The following is a 19,046-nucleotide window of genomic DNA, read 5'->3' as shown; positions in this document are numbered from 1 at the left end:
TTAATATTGTAATTCAACTCTCTTAATCCCTGCAACTTTTGCAAACGCCGTATACTTCCAATCGGTGACCGTGTACTTCGAATCCTGTACTAGACTCCGCTTGAAGCTCTACACTTTTGAGTGAAGGATAGCTGAAGTCTTCAATCTTGCCGCATTGATCACAGATAACATGATAATGATCCGTCACATTGGCATCGAAGCGACTTGAATTATCTCCGTATGTCAATTCCCGGACCATGCCAGCTTCCAGAAACATCTTCAAATTATTATATACCGTTGCCACGCTCATACTGGGAAATTGGGGTTCAAGGGCTCGGTAAATTTCATCGGCTGTCGGATGCCCCATGGATTCCATCAGATAGTTCAATATGGCATGACGCTGGGGTGTAATACGGACACCGGTCGTTTTCAGATGCTCCAACGCATGTTGGACACGTGTTGCCATAAAACCCACCGCCTTACCTTTCATTCTCTGGTGAAGAGTAAGTTACTGTCTCCTCGCTCAGAGTTGATTCCCGGCCATTAAGAACGACAATCCATCTTTCATGCCGTGTAATCTTGCCAGTGTACATTTATTGTACGGCGATTACAAGTTTATTGTCAACGCGGCAGTCAAGGAACCTCTGTAGAATCCTCCTGGGAATTTGGTCCGTCCTCGGTAGTCTGTTCCAGATTCTCAGCCGTATCTTCAGAATCAGGTGTAACTGTTTCAGGCGTAGATACAGCAGGGTTGCTCTGAATGGTGAGATCACTGTTGCCTTCGATTTTCACCCTGTACTCGCCCTCACCGAGCTGGCCTTCTATGGTTTTATTCTGTACTTTGAACGGCAGATCCGTACTTAGATCTCCATAACTGCTGGAACCCGTAAGACTGTAGTCTCCACGATCAGGAAGTAATACGTTAATGGCTCCCACCGCACTGTACACATCCCAGTCCCCTCCGACTTTGGTAGATACGATGTTAATACTGCCATTAAGCGATTGGGCTTTGATTCCCAGATTGGCTCCATCCAGCGTAATATTGCCGTTGCGTGTCTCTGCGATGAATTCACCAACGGAGTCCGCAATACTGATACTTCCCACTTGTGTAGCAAGATCTACATCGCCGGAAATACCGCGAGCCTTCATATCTCCACGGTTACTGTCCAGATCGACATTACCAATGGCATTGGCTACAATGACATCTCCGTTCAACGTTTTCCCAGAGATATCTCCAACAGCATTGGTAATCCGGATACGTCCGTTACCCGTTTCGGCCAGTATGGTACTAATGGCTTCCGGACGGTTTAATAATATGGCTCCATTGGAAGTTCGAATATCCAGATTAAAACGACGATCATCCGGGATCGTAATGGTAAGATTCATCCGTGGCTGCGTTTTTTCATTGTCTCCATACGTCTTGCCTGTAGCTTTGATATAAATTACTTTTGTACCATCGGCCTCTACAAAAGAGGCTGCTGCAACGGCCTTTGCCTGTACTTCCGTCGTCTGATCTACCCAGATCACCGTCCGTACTTCAATCTCATCCGTATCTCCGCGTTGTACCGAGATATCTCCGTTAACACCTTCGACCACCAGATCTGACGTATCCATGCGAACAGGTACACGAATCGTGCCCTTATCCTCCATATATCCTGCCGCTTGACTATAGTCCATGGATGCCGCTCCGAGATTTAGACTCACTCTATTCCATAAATGCATGTAGTGATCCTGCTCGGTGACGATAAATACGGAAGCCGCCAAAATCAATGAGGTTAGAATGCCTTTGGCATCGGGTCTGAAACGTACTTTGATTTGCTCATCAGGATTGCTCGGGTTATCCGATTGCACCTTGTTTCTTCTGCGTGTCCATAGGAACAGTACAATATATTCAACACCTAAAACAACGAGCAAAAATGGCCACCAGTCCACCATCTCATATACATAGTCAGTTCCCCACCGTTTATCCAAAATCAACAGCACACCGACCGCTATGATTAAGGCGGCAGCCGTATAGCGGCCAACCCGGACTTTACGGTTCATCACGTTCCCTCCTTGTGTCGTTTCCACTACAATTTTTTCTTGTTCAACATAACCCAGAACTCACGACCAAACAGAAGCAAACCGCCTACGATCATGAGAACCGCAAATGAATATCCGCCGTACATGGCGAGAATCTCTTGAAACCAACGTGGTTTGCGAAAAAACAGCACCATCAAAGACCCTCCCACAATCAGAAGTAATCCAAACGATATGCCTCTCTCCCAAACCATCATTGCATCTCTCGTAGAACGTTCATTGGATATCGGCTTGTCCGAAGTTGCCTGGGTTACGGCTCTACGTCTGCGCATCATGACCCAATCTGCAGATTGCAACACATCATATACATTGTAAAAGTAAATAACCGGAATACACAAAGCCAGCAAGATGAGCAATGGCACATTGATCTGTATACCAATAGATGAGAAGTACAACACTGCTGACAGATCAAGCAAAACAAGCAGCATAAAGGTCAAACCCCTCATGTACAATCTCAGATAAATATGACCCAGACCAGGAATAATGGCACTCAGTAATCCCGCAATAAACTTGTGAGTCCGATTTCTGACCGGTTTGGTCTGAACTGTACGAGTCTTTTGGTTCAATTGACGTCTCCGTTTCATAACATACTCCTCTCTTCTGATCTGACCTTCCGCTCTTCATGCATTTGGTTAGATAGTACCCTAAAGAGCAAGGAGAGTAACTGGAAGAAATATGGATATGACCAAAAACCCTCCGGCACTACTGGCCTGGGGAGGGTTGTAATTCATTATTCGATCGACACCTTGGTAACGTGTTCCCATTGTCTTAACTTGGATACCAAGCCTACCGTTTGGAAATCATGCGGTACCTGAACATGTAACACAATCTCAATTTTGCGTTCAACTGACACCATCTCTGCATAAGCCAGGTCTTGTTCATTCACAGTGATTTTTCGAATTTTGATCTTCTCCTGCTCCATACATGAAGACAGTTGTTCGAGAAAACCGGGTTCTGACAAGGTATGAAGTGTAACGACATGCAGTTTATTCCCTCGTAAATACCTCAGCTCTAATTTGTTAAAGACCCAGAGATTAAGCAATACCAGAACGGTTGATACGATAGAGGCAAAAAAGAATCCCGCACCTGCTGCGAGCCCAATGGCTGCAACAACCCAGATTGAAGCAGCTGTAGTCAGTCCGGTAATGGATTTTCCCGTGAAGAGAATTGTCCCTGCTCCCAGGAATCCGACACCAGTAATTACAGCAGTAGCCAAACGCGCTGGATCAATCCTTACATTTAATTCATTAGCAAAATCTTTAAAGCCATAAACAGACAACATCATAATCAGTGCAGAGCCAAGACATACCAGGATATGGGTACGCAAACCGGCAGCATGATTGGACCGTTCCCGCTCCAGGCCTACGAGCCCTCCAAGCAGCATAGCCAGCAATAATCGTAATAAAATGTGCCACTCATCAATGAACCAGGGATCGCCCAAAGTCGGTATTCCTCCTCAAGTTGTTAATATTATTAAAGTTTATTCTTGTGAAAAGTCGTTAATTCCACTCCAGGTGCAATCTGTGTGACCTCCACGGGATTAAAACCAAATTTGGTGTACAGATTGACTGCGGGTTGGTTCAGCGTTCCTGTGGAGACGATATAACGCGGAAGATCCGCATGCTGTTCCAACACATACGTCATCAAAGATGCCGCAATTCCCTTGCGAAAGTGATCCGGGTGCACCATCATTCGTGTAATGGTCAGTGTATTCTCCTCTTCCTCTGCTACAGCAACAGCCCCGATAAGCTCTCCGTCATCATGGATACAACCATAAAAGCTCTCTCCACAATCCCGCAGTGTCTCCATCGTATCCATCAAAGGAGGAATCTCCTGAAATCCGATGATTTCGGCTTCCAATCGATAAGCTACATGTTGTAGTCTCCATAACTGTCCCAACATCTCCAGATCACTCAGTGACAATGGTTGAATGTTCATATCCGTTCCCCCGTCCGAAATACATTTGTATCTTTCAATACCAAAAAGAGGCTGTCACAGGGACGAGCCTCTTTCTGTCCGGCCTCACCGGAAGGATTAGCGGTTCAGTACATCTGCAAGCAGTTGGTTGGCTAGAGCAGGATTTGCCTTGCCTTTACTTTCTTTCATAACCTGACCAACAAGGAAGCCAATGGCTTTTTGTTTACCAGCTTTATAGTCTTCCACGGATTGAGGATTATTCGCTACAACCTGCTCAACGATGGCAAGAATGGCGCCTTCATCACTAATCTGCACAAGACCCTTCTCTTCAACGATCTGCTGTGGAAGCTTGCCGCTCTCCAGCATTTCCTTGAATACCGTTTTGGCGATTTTGCTGTTGATTGTGCCCTTCTCAAGCAGGCCAATCATCTCACCCAAGCCTTGACCTGTCAGTGGAACTTGAATCACTTCAAGGTTGCTCGTATTCAGGTAACCCAGCAAGTCGCCCATGATCCAGTTGGATACGGACTTCGCATCCTGAGTGTATTTCAGACTATCTTCAAAAAGATCAGCTATAGCCTTGGATGAAGTAATAACCTCTGCATCATAACTAGGTAATCCGTAATCAGCCGTGTAACGAGCTTTACGTTCGTCTGGGAGCTCAGGTATGGTAGCTTTGATGCGCTCTTTCCAGGCTTCATCAATATGCAGCTTCACCAGATCCGGGTCCGGGAAATAACGGTAGTCATGCGCCTGTTCCTTACCACGCATCGACAGTGTTTTTCCTTGCGCTTCGTCCCAGCGACGCGTCTCCTGAACTACTTCACCGCCATCATCCAGAATTTCAGCCTGACGATATTGTTCATATTCCAGACCACGCTGAACACCACGGAAGGAGTTCATGTTTTTCAGCTCGGCTCTTGTTCCCAGCTTCTCCTGTCCATGTGGACGCAAACTGATGTTGGCGTCACAACGCAGTGAACCTTCTTCCATCTTCACGTCCGATACATCACAGTACTGCATGATCGCGCGCAATTTTTCAAGATACGCACGTGCCTCTTCCGGAGAAGAAATCTCAGGTTCGGATACAATCTCCACGAGTGGAGTACCGACACGGTTAAAGTCCACCAAAGACGCGTATCCGCCATCGATATGTGTAAGCTTACCTGCATCTTCCTCCAAGTGAAGACGTGTGATGCCGATTCGTTTCGTTTCACCATTCACTTCGATATCAATCCAGCCGTTCTCACCGATTGGTTGATCGAATTGTGAGATCTGATAAGCTTTTGGTGAATCGGGGTAAAAGTAGTTTTTACGGTCAAACTTGCTGACATCAGCAATCGTACAATTCAGGGCCATCGCTGCCTTCATCGCGTAGTCTACCGCCTGACGATTCAGTACTGGCAGTACGCCCGGATGTCCGAGACAGACCGGGCAGGTATGCGTGTTCGGCGGAGCTCCAAAAGCTGTGGAGCAGCCACAGAAAATTTTGGAGTTGGTATGCAACTCCACGTGGACTTCAAGTCCAACGACCGTTTCATATTTAGATGCGGACATTTCTATATTCCTCCGTTCCGGGCAGTCTACAGCTGCGGACGCTGCTTGTGGAATTCTGTATTTTGTTCAAACGCATGCGCTACACGCAATACGGTTGTTTCATCAAAGGCTTTACCGATAATCTGCAGGCCAACAGGCAATCCATCCGAGAATCCACATGGAATGCTAACGGCAGGTACACCAGCCAGATTGACTGGAATCGTTAGAATATCGTTCAAGTACATTGTAAGAGGATCATCCACCTGTGAACCCAGTTTGAACGCCGTAGTTGGTGCAGTTGGTCCGATAATCACATCATATTTGGCAAATACATTGTCGAAGTCCTGTTTGATCAATGTACGTACTTTCTGTGCTTTCAGGTAATAGGCATCATAGTAACCCGAACTGAGTGCATACGTTCCGAGCATAATACGCCGTTTCACTTCGGGACCAAAGCCTTGGCTGCGGGACTGATGATACAGATCCAGCAAGTTGTCCGGATTGTCTGCACGCACGCCATAACGCACGCCATCAAATCGAGCCAGGTTTGAAGAAGCCTCTGAAGATGCCAGCAGGTAATACGTTGCCACCGCATATTCGGTATGCGGAAGGGATACTTCTTCCCATGTTGCCCCGAGTCCTTCAAGAACTTTCAATGCAGACAAAACCGTTTCTTTCACTTGTGGATCGACGCCTTCACCGATGTATTCTTTCGGAACAGCAATACGAAGTCCTTTGACATCACCTGTCAGTCCGCTCAAATAATCCGGGATTTCTACTTTTGCAGATGTCGAATCTTTGGCGTCATAACCAGCAATGGCTTGCAATACATAAGCAGAATCTTCAACATTTTTCGTCAAAGGACCAATCTGATCCAGGGATGATGCAAATGCAACCAATCCAAAGCGGGAAACAAGTCCGTACGTCGGCTTCAATCCAACAACACCACAATATGAAGCAGGCTGTCTGATGGAGCCACCTGTATCTGATCCAAGTGTGAAGTACGCTTCTCCCGCAGCCACAGCTGCTGCAGAACCACCGCTGGAACCTCCTGGAACACGATCAAGTGCCCATGGATTACGTACAGGGGAGAAACTTGAATTCTCATTGGAGCCGCCCATGGCAAATTCGTCCATGTTGAGTTTACCAATAGTTACGGTGTCCGCAGCTTTCAATTTCTCGACAACTGTCGCGTCATACACCGGGTCGAAATTACGAAGGAATTGGCTGCCACACGTCGTGCGCAGTCCATTCGTAACGATGTTATCCTTAATACCTACAGGCAGACCAAAGAGCAAACCTTTCTCCTCGCCGCTAACCAGACGATCATCCAGTTGACGTGCACGAGCGCGTGCTTGTTCTTCATCCAGTGCCAAATATGCCTTAACTTTATCATCATGCGCGCCAATGTTCTGATACGCCTGATCCACCAGATCGCTGACCGACAGCTCTTTGGCATGCAGCTTGTTATGTAACTCAGGCAACGATTGTTCAAATAAACTCACAGTTTTTGTCCTCCTTCCGGTTATCCGTTATTCCATTACAGCAGGCACTTTAAACTGCCCGTCTTCTTCTTCCGGTGCATTGCGCATCACCTGTTCAATCGACAGGCTTTCTTTGGTCTCATCTTCACGCATGACATTGCTTACGTGCAGAACGTGAGTGGTGGGTTCGATGTCTTCTGTATCCAGCTCATTCAGCTTTTCTGCATATTTTAAAATCGCGTTCAGCTGACCTGTCAGGGTCTGTTCTTCTTCAGCAGTCAAGTTGAGCCGGGCCAGCTTGGCCACATGCTGAACGTCATTATTCGAAATACTCATTAGCGGATGCCTCCTTCATTCGTTCTGATTCCCGAAACGACCTGAAACGAATCGCTCGTTTAACGGGCTAAAGTCTCAAGATAACTTTTTTCATTATAGGTGAGATAGTTCGACAATTCAATGCAAATGACCCGACTAGCTTCTGGGAAGCTAAAAACGAACTTATAAAATAAAAAAGAGCCGGCATCAGCCGACTCTTAAAATTCTAAATCCATGCACGCAGATTAACCTGCTTTATAAAATCCGCCTGTGACATAACATCGTTCGCGGTTTCCTCTTCCTCTTCCACAGCTTGAAAATCTCCGTTCATCAGATGATGAAACAGCTTCTCATTGTGTGTCGCAAGGGCGTAATCTATCAACGCTTCTCGCTCGACCCGCTCAGCTTCCTGCTTCAGCAGAACCTCTTCCAGATCGACGTCGCCGGATGGAACAAAAAAGTTCCGGTTTACCTGCGGCACTCGAAGCACGTAATCGAACGCATTGTCCGGATTCCGGTCATAAGCGATGATGAAACCATATTCCCCCACAGGAAGATTCTGCTCAAACGCATCCGCGACGATGACAACCTTCTCTCCTAATCGCAGCATCGTCTAACCTCCTGGTAGTCTATCATTAATATTTATTTGTATAGTCTACTAGAAAAGAATAACGATGTCTAGGAATACTAGAATTAAACAACATATTTGTGCAAAATCTTTTTTTCCATTTTTAAAATGATGTTATTTCTGATTTCGTGCACCTGGCTTGCGCTGTGATCGAATTACGACAAACCAATATATGATGAGTGGCGTGGGAAATCCTGTGATGCCCCATAATCCCCATAACCAAGGGAAATGTCCACGTCTGCGTGCGTCCCGAAAAATCCATGTGCCCTGAACCAGAAGAAAAATGCCAAGCAATGTAAGCCACAGTGGAGAAATTTCATCCAATGAATAATGCATTTTATTCATGACGAACCTCCTTACGGCGCCGTCCGGCCCAAATCACAGCTAAAATCACCGCAACAGCTGTACCAAGCGCCTGGATTCCCAGATAAAGAGCTGGAGCAGATACTAAAAATAATGCCCCGAAGGTAATGGCAAACAATCCAACCAACCAGAAACATATCATCTCGATCCAATTGGCTCGACGTCTAATCTGTCTCCGTTCCCTGACTTGGGCTTCAAGTGCACTCAAAGAAGGAATACTTGTCGGCTCAAATGCATCATCCAGCACTTTCATGTGTTGCTGTAATCGTTCTACAACTTCTTGTTCTTGTGCATCATCTGATCTGCTCATCCTTATTCCAGCTCCTTTCTTAACTGACGGAGACCATAAGCTGTGCGTGACTTCGCCGTTCCCGCAGGAATACCCAGCATTTCCCCGATCTCGTCATACCCGTATCCATAATAATGCTTCAGTAGCACTGCAACACGATGTTCGGGTGTCAGTCTTGTCATCGCATCCATGACATCTGTCCATTCTTCATTCCGAGTCTCAAGCTGCCAGCGGAATCGACGTACGGCCTGATCCCGGATGAGAGCAAGCCAGTTCTGTTCTCTCTTTTTACGTCTTGTCTTATCGATATAGATGCGGGTCGCAATGGTGATCATCCATGATGAAAAGGCAGACGTGCCGTCATATCGATGGATATTTTCCATACAACGAATCATCGTATCCTGCACCGTCTCTTCTGCGAGGTTAGCATCCATCGTAACTTTGACAAGATACTTATATACAAACGTGTAGTGACGTTGCAACAACGCTGCGAGCGCGCTATCATCTCCCGATACTGCTCTCCGTACTTCTTCGAGTTCAGCTGCCTTTATCATGAAATCACCTGCTTCCCGTTCAATCTGGAGTTAATACGACAGGCTCTGCAGAAACGTTCAATGGGATCAAAAAAAAATTAAAACCCGACAATTTCCCGGGCAATCAGACTTGATTCCGGTAATCTTGCAGCTTGTCGAACCACGGTTGGTTACGGGCCCCGTTTCTTAAAACACGGCTTGTCCATATATTCTGCTGAGACTTCACCACTTCATTGGTCACGCTAGGGTTATGTATTAAAGCTTGCTCAGTACCTGTTTCTCTTTTCCCACTTTCCAATATACGACGGTTTTCTTCAACGCTCGGATACTCGACACGCTGTCCCAACGGAATAACTCTTGGTTTCTCCACTTTGATATTCCCCACTCTCATGATCTATATAAGTTGAACTAAAGATTATTTACACTGACACTACGATGACAGAATAACCTTCCAATCGCTGTTATCCCCTGATTTTTGATTCCCTTTTCCGAAGGGGAAAATCCGGGGATAGCTTATGCTTCCGATGCAGCTTTCTTTCAGAAAGCTTTTAGGCGAAGTTTATGCTTTCGAAGTAGCTTTCTTGCAGAAAGCTTTTAGCTTCGCTTTTTCAGGTTCTTTCTGTCCTCTCCGTTATCGTGTAAATGATTAGTTCAACTTATATACTATTTTCTTAAACTCATCATTTCTAAACAATCTGTTCTTGTTGCTAACTTGTTATTGGTCTCAAACTGGCTTGTGATGAAGCGCATCTTACATCTCTATGTAGCGTAAAAAAGGCTAATTCTGTGATAAAAAGGGGCTGAAAACAAAAAAAGAACGCAAACCGGGTATAGACCACAGTCTGCGTGCTTCGCGAGGTTGGGTGTTTCTTGGTAATGCTTCAGTTAGATGATGCCTTAACGCTTGTAACAACTAATTGCTATTCTAATGAAAAAGTTGTCACTTGTCCAGACTTTCTTCACATATCATGTCGGATTATCTTGCGGACACGTAAGGATTGTTCTGTTTCTCATAACCAATGGTCGTTTTGGGACCATGACCTGGATATACTTTAACCTCATCAGCAAAGGTGTAGAGCTTGTTCTGGATTGAATCAATCAGATCCCGTTCACGCCCTCCTGTCAGGTCCGTTCTGCCCACACCCATGCGGAACAGCACATCCCCGGCAAACAGGTCGTTATCACAAAGCAAACTTACACTGCCTGGTGAATGTCCAGGTGTATGGAACACTTTAAACGTATGACCAATCAGATTCAGCTTCTGCCCTTCGTCCATGGCATATTCAGCAGGATCTGTCGAAAGCGGTGGTGTCGCCTGCGGCCAATTCAAAGATCCATTTAATTTCGGGGTGGTAAGCCAGTCGCTCTCCAAGTCATGAAGATAAACGGGACATCCCTTCAATTTACGAATCTCATCTACCCCGCCCATATGATCAAAGTGAGCATGAGTAAGGAGAATGGCTTCGATCTCCAAGTCTTGGATCGCCTTAAGCAGCGGCCCTGGATTCATGCCTGGATCAATAATGACGGCTTTGCCCGGATCATCTCCTTGTAGAAGATACGCGTTGGTCTGAAGCGGGCCTAGTGTAAACGTACGAATGTTAAGCATATCGGCTTAGTAACCCGAAATCAGTTCACGCAGCTCACGGATAATGGCCGCATGTGACTCCGTTCCTTCCCCATAACGTTTACCAATCTCTTGACGCGCTACAGCCAAATTTTCTTGATAATCTGCTGCTTCACGATCCGGATTAAGGCGTTTGAATTCAATCATGACTTCTTGTACATGCTGCGGACGAGGTCCCCACTGACCTAACACATGACCACCTGTATCTGCAAAAATAACGACTGGCACGGAACGGCCACCCATCGTCAGGAATTCATCCATCACTTCGGGATGGTTCTCCATAATCAGAACTTCAGTTGGGATTCCTGAGATTTCAAGCGCCTGGAACACAACCGGAATATTACGGACAACATCCCCGCACCAGTCAGCAGCCAGAATTAACACACGCAGATCATCGCGATGGTTCAGGCTCTCAAAAAACTCACGATCCTCTTCGTTCGACCAAGTAAAGCTATCATAATTGGCCTGGAATTCACTTTGGTTCTTGGTCATACTCTCGATAAAATCCTTCGGTGGCAGACCTTTACCGAATTTGTGAGACAAGTTGGGTTTACCCATGACTAGACACTTCCTTTCTTTTTACGAACATTCATCCATTTAATAAGTACATAAACGATCATAAGGGCGAGAGCGACAAGCAAAATAGGCATTACATATGGCGCCGCTTTCTCATCAATATGCTTCCATTGATCTCCAAGAATCATCCCTAAATATATAAACAATGCAGTCCAAGGTATAACAGCGAGTGTAGTAAGCAAGATGAATTTGCCTGTGTGCATTTTCGTGATGCCAGCCGGGATGGAGATTGCATGTCTTACCACCGGAACAAAACGCGCCGTGAAAATGACACCTGTACCATACTTGCGGAACCACTCCTCGGAATGGTCGATGTGTTTTTTCTGGATGAGTATGTATTTACCGTAGCGTTCAAGTACAGGTCTGCCGCCATAACGGCCAATCCAGTAAATAAATAACTGGGCAATCACACCGCCCACCGTACCAAAAATCATAGCACCGAAGAAGTTGATATTACCTTGTGAAACGAGAAAACCTCCATACGCCAGCACAATTTCGCTTGGGATAACTTCCACCATTAATCCAAGCATGATTCCAAAGTACCCAAGACTTTGAATCCAATCGAACAATTGGCCAACAAGGTTATGAATAAAGTCCATCTCAACCCTCTTTCTCCATCCTGATTGGCGGTGCCCCTCCGCACCATGGATGTTCGTCCCTATTTTATCACAGGGCTGTGGACGTTGCTACTTCACGAGGTTGGGATAGTGTCCCGTTCGCAGCAGTCCGCATATGGTATGGGGAGAGGAGCGTGAGAAGATGTCACACAAGTCAATACCCGGTTCTCCGCCGGTCAAACATACGCAATCTGGTCAAAACCTTCCTTCTGCTAGAGGAATTCGCCGGGCATGCAGCAAGGAATTGTACCGGACAGCCAAAAGGCTAAAAGTATATGTCTCTCCCGAACGGATGAAGCAGGCAGAAGAATATTATTACGGTAAGGTGATTGCTAATCTGCTCTGGATTGGGGAGAATCGCGACAACCGTAAAAAATTATGTGAGTGGTGGAACACGGATGTCAGTGCAGAGATCGCGGCGATGTGGGAAGTAGATGTTGAACCATTAAAAGATGCGTTTCAGCACGCATTTGGCGGTTATCGTCTGTAGATATGGAGGAATGAGGCAGGTAGCTGTGTTTTCAAACCTACTGAAAGAGGCAGCAAAGCTGAAGCGAATCTGAACATGTTAGGAACAGGCGCGGGCACTTTGTCCTTAACGTGTGATGTTAATGCCACCTTCACGCACGAGCAAGCGATAGAGGCAACATAAATGCGAATTTCTCTTTCCGATGTAAAGCTTCGCTCCAGGTGTAATTTGGGGGCGACCTCTGGCTTGCGGTTGGAGCAGAGCATGGAGCCGACCTCCAGGTGGAGCATGAATATAAGCTGAGAGTATGAACATAAGCTGGAATTATATTTTCATGCTCATACTCAAGGCCATGAGCGGTAACGAATCTGAGGCGTCTTATTCAAGGATTTGAAGCACTCTTAGAAATCTAAGGAATCTGAGACACGTTATATCGGAATTTTGGCCTTTTATAGGGTTTTTGTTAGGGAATTTCGAGAAATAACGTGTCTGATGTTCCTTACAATTTAAAAAGAGGAGCTAGAGGCGATATAAGAAGTCCTGTGTTCCTTAGAAAATTGCATACCTATCAGCCAAGAGCAGCCAGCTTGGACTCCCAGAATTTTGAGACGCTGACATCCATCATCATATAGCTTGGGTAAACGACAAGATCCAGTAGTGATTCATGGGCTCCGCTTGGTCAACTCTGGAGTAAACGATGGAGAAGAAGCCGAAGCAAGCCTGCGCAGGTTCTCTCCATAGCCTGGAGCATGTTCCTCCAATACAAAACGGCGATCATTGCGAACGTTTCCTGCTTCCACTTCCTCAGCCAACAGTTGATACCGTTCATACATCTGGACACCAGCGGCAGCAGTCTGTCGGGCTCGCTCTCTATATCCTGCCTCCCATTCCCGCCGCGCTGCCTGCTCCATCCAATACAAAGCCGCGGATTGGCCAATGGCATCATACCGATTCAATGCAATCGCTTGTTTAAAATATACTCCAGCCTGCTGTCCTTCGCCGAATTGTGCTGCCAATCGTCCCAGTTCGATGTAAATCTGAGGGTGCATCGGGGAATGGGACAGGTTGTTTAAAAGGAGTGATTCTGCTTCTCGTCCTGGGAGCGTTCGCGCAAGAGATATCACGATATCCGATCGATTCGGGTTAGACCGAAGGGCAGCCATAAGATGCACCTTCTGTGCTGGAGTGCCATAAGGTTCAGACATCGCCTGACGGTACTGCACTTCTGCTACGGCATATCGGGAGGTCAGCCAGACTGTTCCACCAAGCCAGAAAAAGATGATCATCACTGTGGATACCCTTATTAGCCGAGCAGTTACTCGCTGAAAAATATGAAAGTAGGAGCGCATCGGGACAGCTGATGGGTGGGATTGGGTTGGTAAATATCGCAAGAAAAGAGAACTGGATTTAGATCTCATTTTGGATCTCAATTTAGATCCCGATTTGGATCTGATAGGAGTGTATTCCACAGTTCCGCCGGATCGTTGGATTCCCTCTGCTTCCATCTTCAATGCGGCTGCCCAAGCACCGAGCCAGATGAAGAGCATCCAAAATAATGTGAAGCTCCAATCAAAGTCCATCGCCCCATGCAGACCAAAAACAAGCACGGATGGAAAGAGCTGCGGTGCAAAATGAAAGATGCATCGCTGGGTGAGGAGAAACCACCCTGCGACAAGCACGATGCCGATCAAGCCCGTGTCCAGGGCAAGATCGAGCAAGCCGTTGTGAACCTCGCCTCCAACATAAGGCGAGGATTGAATGGCGCGAAACATGTTGCGCCATGTATCCCCACCATGGCCGAGCCATGCGGCCTCGGTCCACAGCTGGAGGGCGTCCCGCCACATCTGTAGGCGGGACACCCCAGTGCCGACACCCGCCGCGCGGCGATCGGCGGTGGAGGCCACGGCCATCAGTGCGGCGGCGGCTCCCGCCAGCACGATGGCCGTCAGGGCAGCGGCGCGCGGAGCCTTGGCGGCGCCGCTGTGCCATAGACGGCACAGCAGCAGCGTGCCGAGCAGCGCAGCTGCCCATGCCCCGGCCAGGGCCAGCAGGCCGGGCACGGGTGCAGGCGCCAGCTGGGCAGCAGCCAGCTGGCGGTACAGCCAGGCCGCGCACGCCAGTGGCGCGGCCATGGCCAGCAGCAGCGGCAGGCGGGCACCGCGCCGCTGCAAAGCAAAGGCGGCGACCGCGGCGCAGCCGGTCGCCAGCCAAGCGCCGCGCGACTCGCTCAGCAGGAGCGCGGCTTGCGCGGGCATGAGCGGCAGCACTGCCGCGATGAGTCGCCCGACCGGCACAGGCCGGGCTATGACTCGTGCGGCGGCTATGAGCCGCTCCAATGCGTACATGCCAGCAATGGCACCGTACGCATTAGGGTACTGCAATAATCCGCCGAGCCTTGCTCCGGCGGAGCTGATCTCGGGGTCAGCAGTCCGCATCACCCCGAAGGGCAGCGGCAATATCCCGCACACGGCAAGGATGCCGCTTAGCACAAGCAAGCCGCCTGCCATCTGCCAACCGCAGGCTAACCAACGTGCACCATCCGTGCGCGCAGCCAGTATTGCAGTGAGCAGAGTAAACATCGCAAGCAGGCTCCATCGCAGCATCTCATCCATGCTGCCCTGTTTACTCACCGAGCCTGTCAACGCATGTACCCCAAAACATGTCATCATCCCCAGCGGCCACAACACCCGCAATATTCCCGGGATTCGAATCATTCGCCAAACCATTCGTTCATTGTTCCCTAGCCAATGTACCCGTGACAGAGGTACTTGTTTTCTTCCTTGCTCCTGCTCTTGCTCTTTCTCTAGACGAATACCGACAAGAAATAGCACAATCATGATCAATATGCTTCCTGCTGCGATCATAATGACAGGATACAGATCCGCCGAATAATATAGTCCCCGACTCAGACACCCTGCAAGTAGCAAGATAATTGAGAGTATGCCCAGCCCAACAGTCCCTCCCGACCCTGAATAATGTTCACTTCTCAAGATCCAAGGAAAACGACTTGACCCATCAATTTGGATAACTCCATTTGTTTGATATGTATCATCTTTTTCATACATATCATCTTTGTTGTATGTATTTTCCCTATGATATGCACTGTCTCTACTGCCTTTACTGTCTCTACCGTCCCTCTTGCCCCCATTACATAAGTCCCCGTTATCTATATATTCTGTACCATTTGCATGGTGAGAACCTTCAAACACCTTTTCCATCATTTCCTCATTCGCCGCATACCCTCGTCTATACCTTACAACTCCCTTATGCATTGTCCTATTCTTCATCCTTATCCACCCTCCTTCCTTCCACCGCTCCATATGCATAACAAAAAGACAGAAGATCCCGATAACGGGTCCTTCTGCCTGATATACATCTGACAGTTATGATGTTGATTGCTACGAAGTATGTGCATTGAATATCATTTTACATTCAGAGACCCTTATTGCAGTATGTCCCTGTATTGTCATTGGCACACTCAGCAAAGGTCGCAATTTGCGGAATCTTGAACGGTTTCTTTGCTCGAATTTGATTTCCCGTTGGCCTGCTTGCCATAGCCAGGAAGCAAATCGGCACAAGCCCGCTCTAAATATGGATCGGCATGAATGAAATCACGGAAAGCCGTATATTCATTCCACATTTCCGTCACTTCGCCCGCCTGACCGCGAACAGCACGAATCAATATGTTTTTAGGCGTATTCTCCATATCGATGAATTCAAGCAATTGTGTCTTGTATCCCATCAGATCAAGCAACTTCGCACGAATCCCATCCGTAGCCAGTGCGGAAAAACGTTCCTTGAGGATGCCATGGGATAACAACGGATTCATCACGGAAGCCTCTACTTGATCAAACAGTTCATGCTGACAGCAAGGCACAGACAGAATAACAGAAGCCCCCCAACGAACTGCCTTCTCCAAAGCAGCATCGGTAGCTGTGTCACAGGCATGAAGCGTGACAACCATATCCACTTCATTCAATTCATCGTAGTCCGCGATGTCTCCAACCAGAAACTTCAGATCGCCATAATGCAATCGATTAGCCAGATCATTACAGTGTTCAATTACATCTGCCTTCAAGTCCAACCCAATAATTTTGAGTGAACGCCGTTGTTGTACAGACAGATAATGATATAACGCAAATGTCAGATAAGACTTCCCGCAACCAAAATCAACGATGGTCAGTGGACGTCCCTCTGGCAGATGCGGAATGACATCCTGCACCATTTCGAGGAAACGGTTGATCTGTCTGAACTTGTCATACTTGCGGGCCAGCACACGACCTTCTTCGTTCATAATACCAAGTTCAACGAGGAACGAGACGGGTACTCCCTCCTCCAATACATATTGCTTCTTGCGATTATGCGACAGATCCACTGCAGTTTTGGAAGCAGATTTGGTCAGAATGGATACTTTATATTTTTTGCTGATCAAAATTTGATAGTCTGCCTCAGTCGTACAGAGCAGGCCTTGACGAAACGTCTCTTCGCATAACAAAGTCATACGCTCTGCCGCTTCAGCCGGAGTCAAATTCTCGTGCAGCACTTTGTTGTTATAGTGAAATGCAAATTGATAATGCAGCTGATTTTTCAGTGTCACCGGCTTGACTTGCACTTTGGTATACGAGACATTGTCCCGTCTGCGCAGCTGGCTCCAGGTCGCTGTAATCAGCGAATTCTGTTCAAAGATGTCTTGTATAAGCTTTCGCAATGAATCCACGGGGTACATCTCACTTTCGGTTTGGTTTGGTCAACCGTTACCATACCACAATTACGTTCCCTCTCCAAGTAAGGGCATGTAACAGGACTTAATCCTATCCATATTTAGGAGCTCATCTCTTGACGACTTAGTTCGGCTAACCCCTCTTCAACTTCGTTCCGTGGCAAACCACCCTGCTCCAGCTGTTCATTCGTGAGTTGGCTCAACCTTTCGTAGAATACCTGTACATCATCTCGGTAGCTCACCGGGAACTCATCACCAAGCTGGAGCAGTCTGTACCAACTGTTCTCTGCCTGGTCGTAACGTCCTTGTTGTTCACGATAGAGGGCAAGCTGTCTTTCAGTTCGAGCAGGAAGTTCATATTCTTTGGTAAGCCCCAATACACCCTCCACCCGTTCCGGTGCATTCAATAACTGGGGATTAGCACCATGATTCAATGCATATAGGTAAAAATGAAGTGATCTCATCAATCGAATGACAGCCTCATCCTCTGCGTCCATTCTCTCCTGATCATCGATGCCTTCCACTTTGGCCTTCTCTTGATAAATATAAGCCTCTTCTTCAATCAGCCTCGCGGCTTGCTGCAGATTGTCTACCTCAATCATTCCGCGAAAACGGAACATTTCAATAACATCCTCTGCAGGCAACGAGTTCAGTAGCGATAAGTTCATCCCAAACTGCCTGCGCATCAACTCATCCAGTTCAGACAATGCCTCGGTGTGCTTACGTTGTTGTTTGAGCGTGAACACTTTGCCAATTGCCTCTGTCATTTCCTCCATCATGCGGAGCAGATAATCTTTTCTGAACATGCTGTATGCCCCCTCATCATTCGACCCTATATATCCCAATCGCCCTAATATCGTTCCTTTATATTTATTTTAATTCATGCCATGACAAAAAGCCAAAAACAAGACGCACAAGTCTTTGCTCTGGCCATGAACACACCAAGCCCCCGCCTATCCCATAGGGACATTGCAGGGGCTCGGTTGGAATGGAACTGGTTACTCCTCCTCCACAAGAGGTTGAATCATCCAGAAACCAAACTATATTCTAATATCTAATGAAATCAACATAAATTACTTCATTAATTACTTCGATAATCCAGCCATAAATTGTTTAATGACCTGAATTAATTCTTCAGGAGCTTCATACATGCTCATATGACCCGCACCCGCAATCACGGCCTGTACGATATGTGGCTTGTCACTTGTAAATGTACGTTCTGGCGGGATAATAGCATCCTTCTCTCCCGCAACCAGCAATACAGGTAAAGGTGTAGCCGATAACACATCGCGGCGATCCGGGCGTTCTCGCATAGCAAGTGCAGCACCAACCGCACCTTGAGGAGCAGTCTGGTAACCAATTTCCTTCACACGTGTGATATGCTTAGATAGCGATTCCACATGTTCCGGTGCAAAGAGTCCGGGAACCAGTCCATCTACAAAATTTACGATACCTTCAGTTTGAATAGTGGATACAGCGCGAAGGCGTTTCTCCTTGGCTTCTTCACTGTCCGGATAGGCTGTCGAATGAATCAGACCAAATGCATTCAATCGTTCCGGGTGACGTTGTGCAATCGAGAGCGCAATATATCCCCCCATCGAGTGTCCCAGAAGGACTGCTTTTTCCACATTCAACTCATCCATCAACTGTAGTACATCGTTGCCCATCTGTTCGATGGTATAACTTCCTACAGGTGCATCTGTTTTTCCGTGTCCACGCAGATCAGGTACGATACAGCGATAGCTGCGTGCCAGTTCAGGTACGACCTCATCCCAATACGATGAACTGCCACAGTATCCGTGGAGCAAAATGAGTGCTTCTCCCTTACCTTGTTCGGCATAACAAATCGTCGTTCCATCACACATCACTTTTTCCATATGAATCCCTCTCTCTGCGCGAATTAAATAATTCAGG

At 47.3% G+C, this 19,046-nt stretch carries 21 protein-coding genes; 1 reads left to right on the top strand and 20 read right to left on the bottom strand.

Annotation, left to right across the window (positions count from 1 at the left end):
* Window positions 1-22: 22 nt before the first annotated feature.
* The 16 genes from perR to MKX68_RS15900 form a co-directional block, all read right to left on the bottom strand.
* Window positions 23-445, bottom strand: a complete 423-nt coding sequence (gene perR / locus MKX68_RS15975) for a peroxide-responsive transcriptional repressor PerR (protein ID WP_026081471.1) — start codon at window positions 443-445, stop codon at window positions 23-25.
* A 167-nt stretch (window positions 446-612) separates the two neighbouring features.
* Window positions 613-2,022, bottom strand: a complete 1,410-nt coding sequence (locus MKX68_RS15970) for a DUF4097 family beta strand repeat-containing protein (protein WP_340912855.1) — start codon at window positions 2,020-2,022, stop codon at window positions 613-615.
* 26 nt (window positions 2,023-2,048) lie between these two features.
* Window positions 2,049-2,642, bottom strand: coding sequence for a hypothetical protein (locus MKX68_RS15965; RefSeq protein ID WP_339788935.1), 594 nt, complete (start codon window positions 2,640-2,642; stop codon window positions 2,049-2,051).
* A gap of 146 nt (window positions 2,643-2,788) precedes the next feature.
* Window positions 2,789-3,499 (bottom strand): MgtC/SapB family protein, encoded by a 711-nt coding sequence (locus tag MKX68_RS15960; protein ID WP_017692302.1) that lies wholly within the window; start codon window positions 3,497-3,499, stop codon window positions 2,789-2,791.
* A 32-nt stretch (window positions 3,500-3,531) separates the two neighbouring features.
* Window positions 3,532-3,996, bottom strand: coding sequence for a GNAT family N-acetyltransferase (locus tag MKX68_RS15955; protein ID WP_210110131.1), 465 nt, complete (start codon window positions 3,994-3,996; stop codon window positions 3,532-3,534).
* A 96-nt stretch (window positions 3,997-4,092) separates the two neighbouring features.
* Window positions 4,093-5,532 carry an Asp-tRNA(Asn)/Glu-tRNA(Gln) amidotransferase subunit GatB gene (gene gatB, locus MKX68_RS15950; RefSeq protein WP_340912853.1) on the bottom strand — a complete coding sequence of 480 codons (1,440 nt, stop codon included), beginning with the start codon at window positions 5,530-5,532 and terminating at the stop codon, window positions 4,093-4,095.
* 26 nt (window positions 5,533-5,558) lie between these two features.
* On the bottom strand, window positions 5,559-7,016 hold the full coding sequence (gatA, locus tag MKX68_RS15945) for an Asp-tRNA(Asn)/Glu-tRNA(Gln) amidotransferase subunit GatA (protein WP_036667997.1): 1,458 nt from the start codon (window positions 7,014-7,016) through the stop codon (window positions 5,559-5,561).
* Between the two features lie 27 nt (window positions 7,017-7,043).
* Window positions 7,044-7,331 carry an Asp-tRNA(Asn)/Glu-tRNA(Gln) amidotransferase subunit GatC gene (gene gatC / locus MKX68_RS15940; RefSeq protein WP_036607033.1) on the bottom strand — a complete coding sequence of 96 codons (288 nt, stop codon included), beginning with the start codon at window positions 7,329-7,331 and terminating at the stop codon, window positions 7,044-7,046.
* Window positions 7,332-7,536: 205 nt separating this feature from the next.
* Window positions 7,537-7,920 carry a hypothetical protein gene (locus tag MKX68_RS15935; RefSeq protein ID WP_024631336.1) on the bottom strand — a complete coding sequence of 128 codons (384 nt, stop codon included), beginning with the start codon at window positions 7,918-7,920 and terminating at the stop codon, window positions 7,537-7,539.
* Between the two features lie 132 nt (window positions 7,921-8,052).
* On the bottom strand, window positions 8,053-8,283 hold the full coding sequence (locus tag MKX68_RS15930) for a sigmaY antisigma factor component (RefSeq protein ID WP_339788923.1): 231 nt from the start codon (window positions 8,281-8,283) through the stop codon (window positions 8,053-8,055).
* Window positions 8,276-8,611, bottom strand: a complete 336-nt coding sequence (locus MKX68_RS15925) for a YxlC family protein (RefSeq protein ID WP_340912849.1) — start codon at window positions 8,609-8,611, stop codon at window positions 8,276-8,278. The genes MKX68_RS15930 and MKX68_RS15925 overlap by 8 nt, the downstream gene beginning before the upstream one ends.
* A gap of 2 nt (window positions 8,612-8,613) precedes the next feature.
* A complete protein-coding gene (gene sigY / locus MKX68_RS15920; RefSeq protein WP_091038580.1) occupies window positions 8,614-9,144 on the bottom strand; it encodes an RNA polymerase sigma factor SigY in 531 nt (176 codons plus the stop codon).
* A gap of 103 nt (window positions 9,145-9,247) precedes the next feature.
* Window positions 9,248-9,493, bottom strand: coding sequence for a hypothetical protein (locus MKX68_RS15915; protein ID WP_340912847.1), 246 nt, complete (start codon window positions 9,491-9,493; stop codon window positions 9,248-9,250).
* 606 nt (window positions 9,494-10,099) lie between these two features.
* Window positions 10,100-10,732, bottom strand: a complete 633-nt coding sequence (locus MKX68_RS15910) for an MBL fold metallo-hydrolase (RefSeq protein WP_036607016.1) — start codon at window positions 10,730-10,732, stop codon at window positions 10,100-10,102.
* Between the two features lie 6 nt (window positions 10,733-10,738).
* Window positions 10,739-11,308 carry a thioredoxin family protein gene (locus MKX68_RS15905; RefSeq protein ID WP_017692292.1) on the bottom strand — a complete coding sequence of 190 codons (570 nt, stop codon included), beginning with the start codon at window positions 11,306-11,308 and terminating at the stop codon, window positions 10,739-10,741.
* Between the two features lie 2 nt (window positions 11,309-11,310).
* Window positions 11,311-11,925: a DedA family protein gene (locus tag MKX68_RS15900; RefSeq protein WP_338588534.1), complete on the bottom strand. Its 615-nt coding sequence runs from the start codon at window positions 11,923-11,925 to the stop codon at window positions 11,311-11,313.
* 160 nt (window positions 11,926-12,085) lie between these two features.
* Here MKX68_RS15900 and MKX68_RS15895 point away from each other — a divergent pair, with 160 nt between their 5' ends.
* Window positions 12,086-12,433: a dehydrogenase gene (locus MKX68_RS15895; protein WP_091019351.1), complete on the top strand. Its 348-nt coding sequence runs from the start codon at window positions 12,086-12,088 to the stop codon at window positions 12,431-12,433.
* Window positions 12,434-13,074: 641 nt separating this feature from the next.
* On the opposite strand, the gene MKX68_RS15890 is transcribed toward MKX68_RS15895, so the two are convergent.
* The 4 genes from MKX68_RS15890 to MKX68_RS15875 all read right to left on the bottom strand — a co-directional run bounded on the left by MKX68_RS15890 (window position 13,075) and on the right by MKX68_RS15875 (window position 19,009).
* Complete coding sequence (locus MKX68_RS15890; protein WP_340912843.1) at window positions 13,075-15,699, bottom strand: O-antigen ligase family protein; 2,625 nt, start codon at window positions 15,697-15,699, stop codon at window positions 13,075-13,077.
* A gap of 191 nt (window positions 15,700-15,890) precedes the next feature.
* Window positions 15,891-17,138: a class I SAM-dependent methyltransferase gene (locus tag MKX68_RS15885; RefSeq protein ID WP_340912840.1), complete on the bottom strand. Its 1,248-nt coding sequence runs from the start codon at window positions 17,136-17,138 to the stop codon at window positions 15,891-15,893.
* 95 nt (window positions 17,139-17,233) lie between these two features.
* The gene (locus MKX68_RS15880) at window positions 17,234-17,938 is read right to left on the bottom strand and encodes a DUF6483 family protein (protein ID WP_340912838.1); all 705 of its coding nucleotides are present in this window, start codon (window positions 17,936-17,938) and stop codon (window positions 17,234-17,236) included.
* A 279-nt stretch (window positions 17,939-18,217) separates the two neighbouring features.
* The gene (locus tag MKX68_RS15875; RefSeq protein ID WP_340912835.1) at window positions 18,218-19,009 is read right to left on the bottom strand and encodes an alpha/beta fold hydrolase; all 792 of its coding nucleotides are present in this window, start codon (window positions 19,007-19,009) and stop codon (window positions 18,218-18,220) included.
* Window positions 19,010-19,046 lie beyond the last annotated feature (37 nt).

The organism is Paenibacillus sp. FSL M8-0212 (assembly GCF_038004645.1).
Lineage (GTDB): Bacteria > Bacillota > Bacilli > Paenibacillales > Paenibacillaceae > Paenibacillus.
Note: the sequence above shows the minus strand (reverse complement) of the source record. Positions and strands in the feature narration are given on the sequence as shown.

What these genes read in the sequence shown, in the direction of transcription:
- perR (WP_026081471.1), bottom strand. Translation starts at nt 445, where the DNA reads ATGGCAACACGTGTCCAACATGCGTTGGAGCATCTGAAAACGACCGGT.
- MKX68_RS15970 (WP_340912855.1), bottom strand. Translation starts at nt 2,022, where the DNA reads ATGAACCGTAAAGTCCGGGTTGGCCGCTATACGGCTGCCGCCTTAATC.
- MKX68_RS15965 (WP_339788935.1), bottom strand. Translation starts at nt 2,642, where the DNA reads ATGAAACGGAGACGTCAATTGAACCAAAAGACTCGTACAGTTCAGACC.
- MKX68_RS15955 (WP_210110131.1), bottom strand. Translation starts at nt 3,996, where the DNA reads ATGAACATTCAACCATTGTCACTGAGTGATCTGGAGATGTTGGGACAG.
- gatB (WP_340912853.1), bottom strand. Translation starts at nt 5,532, where the DNA reads ATGTCCGCATCTAAATATGAAACGGTCGTTGGACTTGAAGTCCACGTG.
- gatC (WP_036607033.1), bottom strand. Translation starts at nt 7,331, where the DNA reads ATGAGTATTTCGAATAATGACGTTCAGCATGTGGCCAAGCTGGCCCGG.
- MKX68_RS15935 (WP_024631336.1), bottom strand. Translation starts at nt 7,920, where the DNA reads ATGCTGCGATTAGGAGAGAAGGTTGTCATCGTCGCGGATGCGTTTGAG.
- MKX68_RS15930 (WP_339788923.1), bottom strand. Translation starts at nt 8,283, where the DNA reads ATGAATAAAATGCATTATTCATTGGATGAAATTTCTCCACTGTGGCTT.
- MKX68_RS15925 (WP_340912849.1), bottom strand. Translation starts at nt 8,611, where the DNA reads ATGAGCAGATCAGATGATGCACAAGAACAAGAAGTTGTAGAACGATTA.
- sigY (WP_091038580.1), bottom strand. Translation starts at nt 9,144, where the DNA reads ATGATAAAGGCAGCTGAACTCGAAGAAGTACGGAGAGCAGTATCGGGA.
- MKX68_RS15910 (WP_036607016.1), bottom strand. Translation starts at nt 10,732, where the DNA reads ATGCTTAACATTCGTACGTTTACACTAGGCCCGCTTCAGACCAACGCG.
- MKX68_RS15905 (WP_017692292.1), bottom strand. Translation starts at nt 11,308, where the DNA reads ATGGGTAAACCCAACTTGTCTCACAAATTCGGTAAAGGTCTGCCACCG.
- MKX68_RS15900 (WP_338588534.1), bottom strand. Translation starts at nt 11,925, where the DNA reads ATGGACTTTATTCATAACCTTGTTGGCCAATTGTTCGATTGGATTCAA.
- MKX68_RS15895 (WP_091019351.1), top strand. Translation starts at nt 12,086, where the DNA reads ATGTCACACAAGTCAATACCCGGTTCTCCGCCGGTCAAACATACGCAA.
- MKX68_RS15890 (WP_340912843.1), bottom strand. Translation starts at nt 15,699, where the DNA reads ATGAAGAATAGGACAATGCATAAGGGAGTTGTAAGGTATAGACGAGGG.
- MKX68_RS15885 (WP_340912840.1), bottom strand. Translation starts at nt 17,138, where the DNA reads ATGTACCCCGTGGATTCATTGCGAAAGCTTATACAAGACATCTTTGAA.
- MKX68_RS15880 (WP_340912838.1), bottom strand. Translation starts at nt 17,938, where the DNA reads ATGTTCAGAAAAGATTATCTGCTCCGCATGATGGAGGAAATGACAGAG.
- MKX68_RS15875 (WP_340912835.1), bottom strand. Translation starts at nt 19,009, where the DNA reads ATGGAAAAAGTGATGTGTGATGGAACGACGATTTGTTATGCCGAACAA.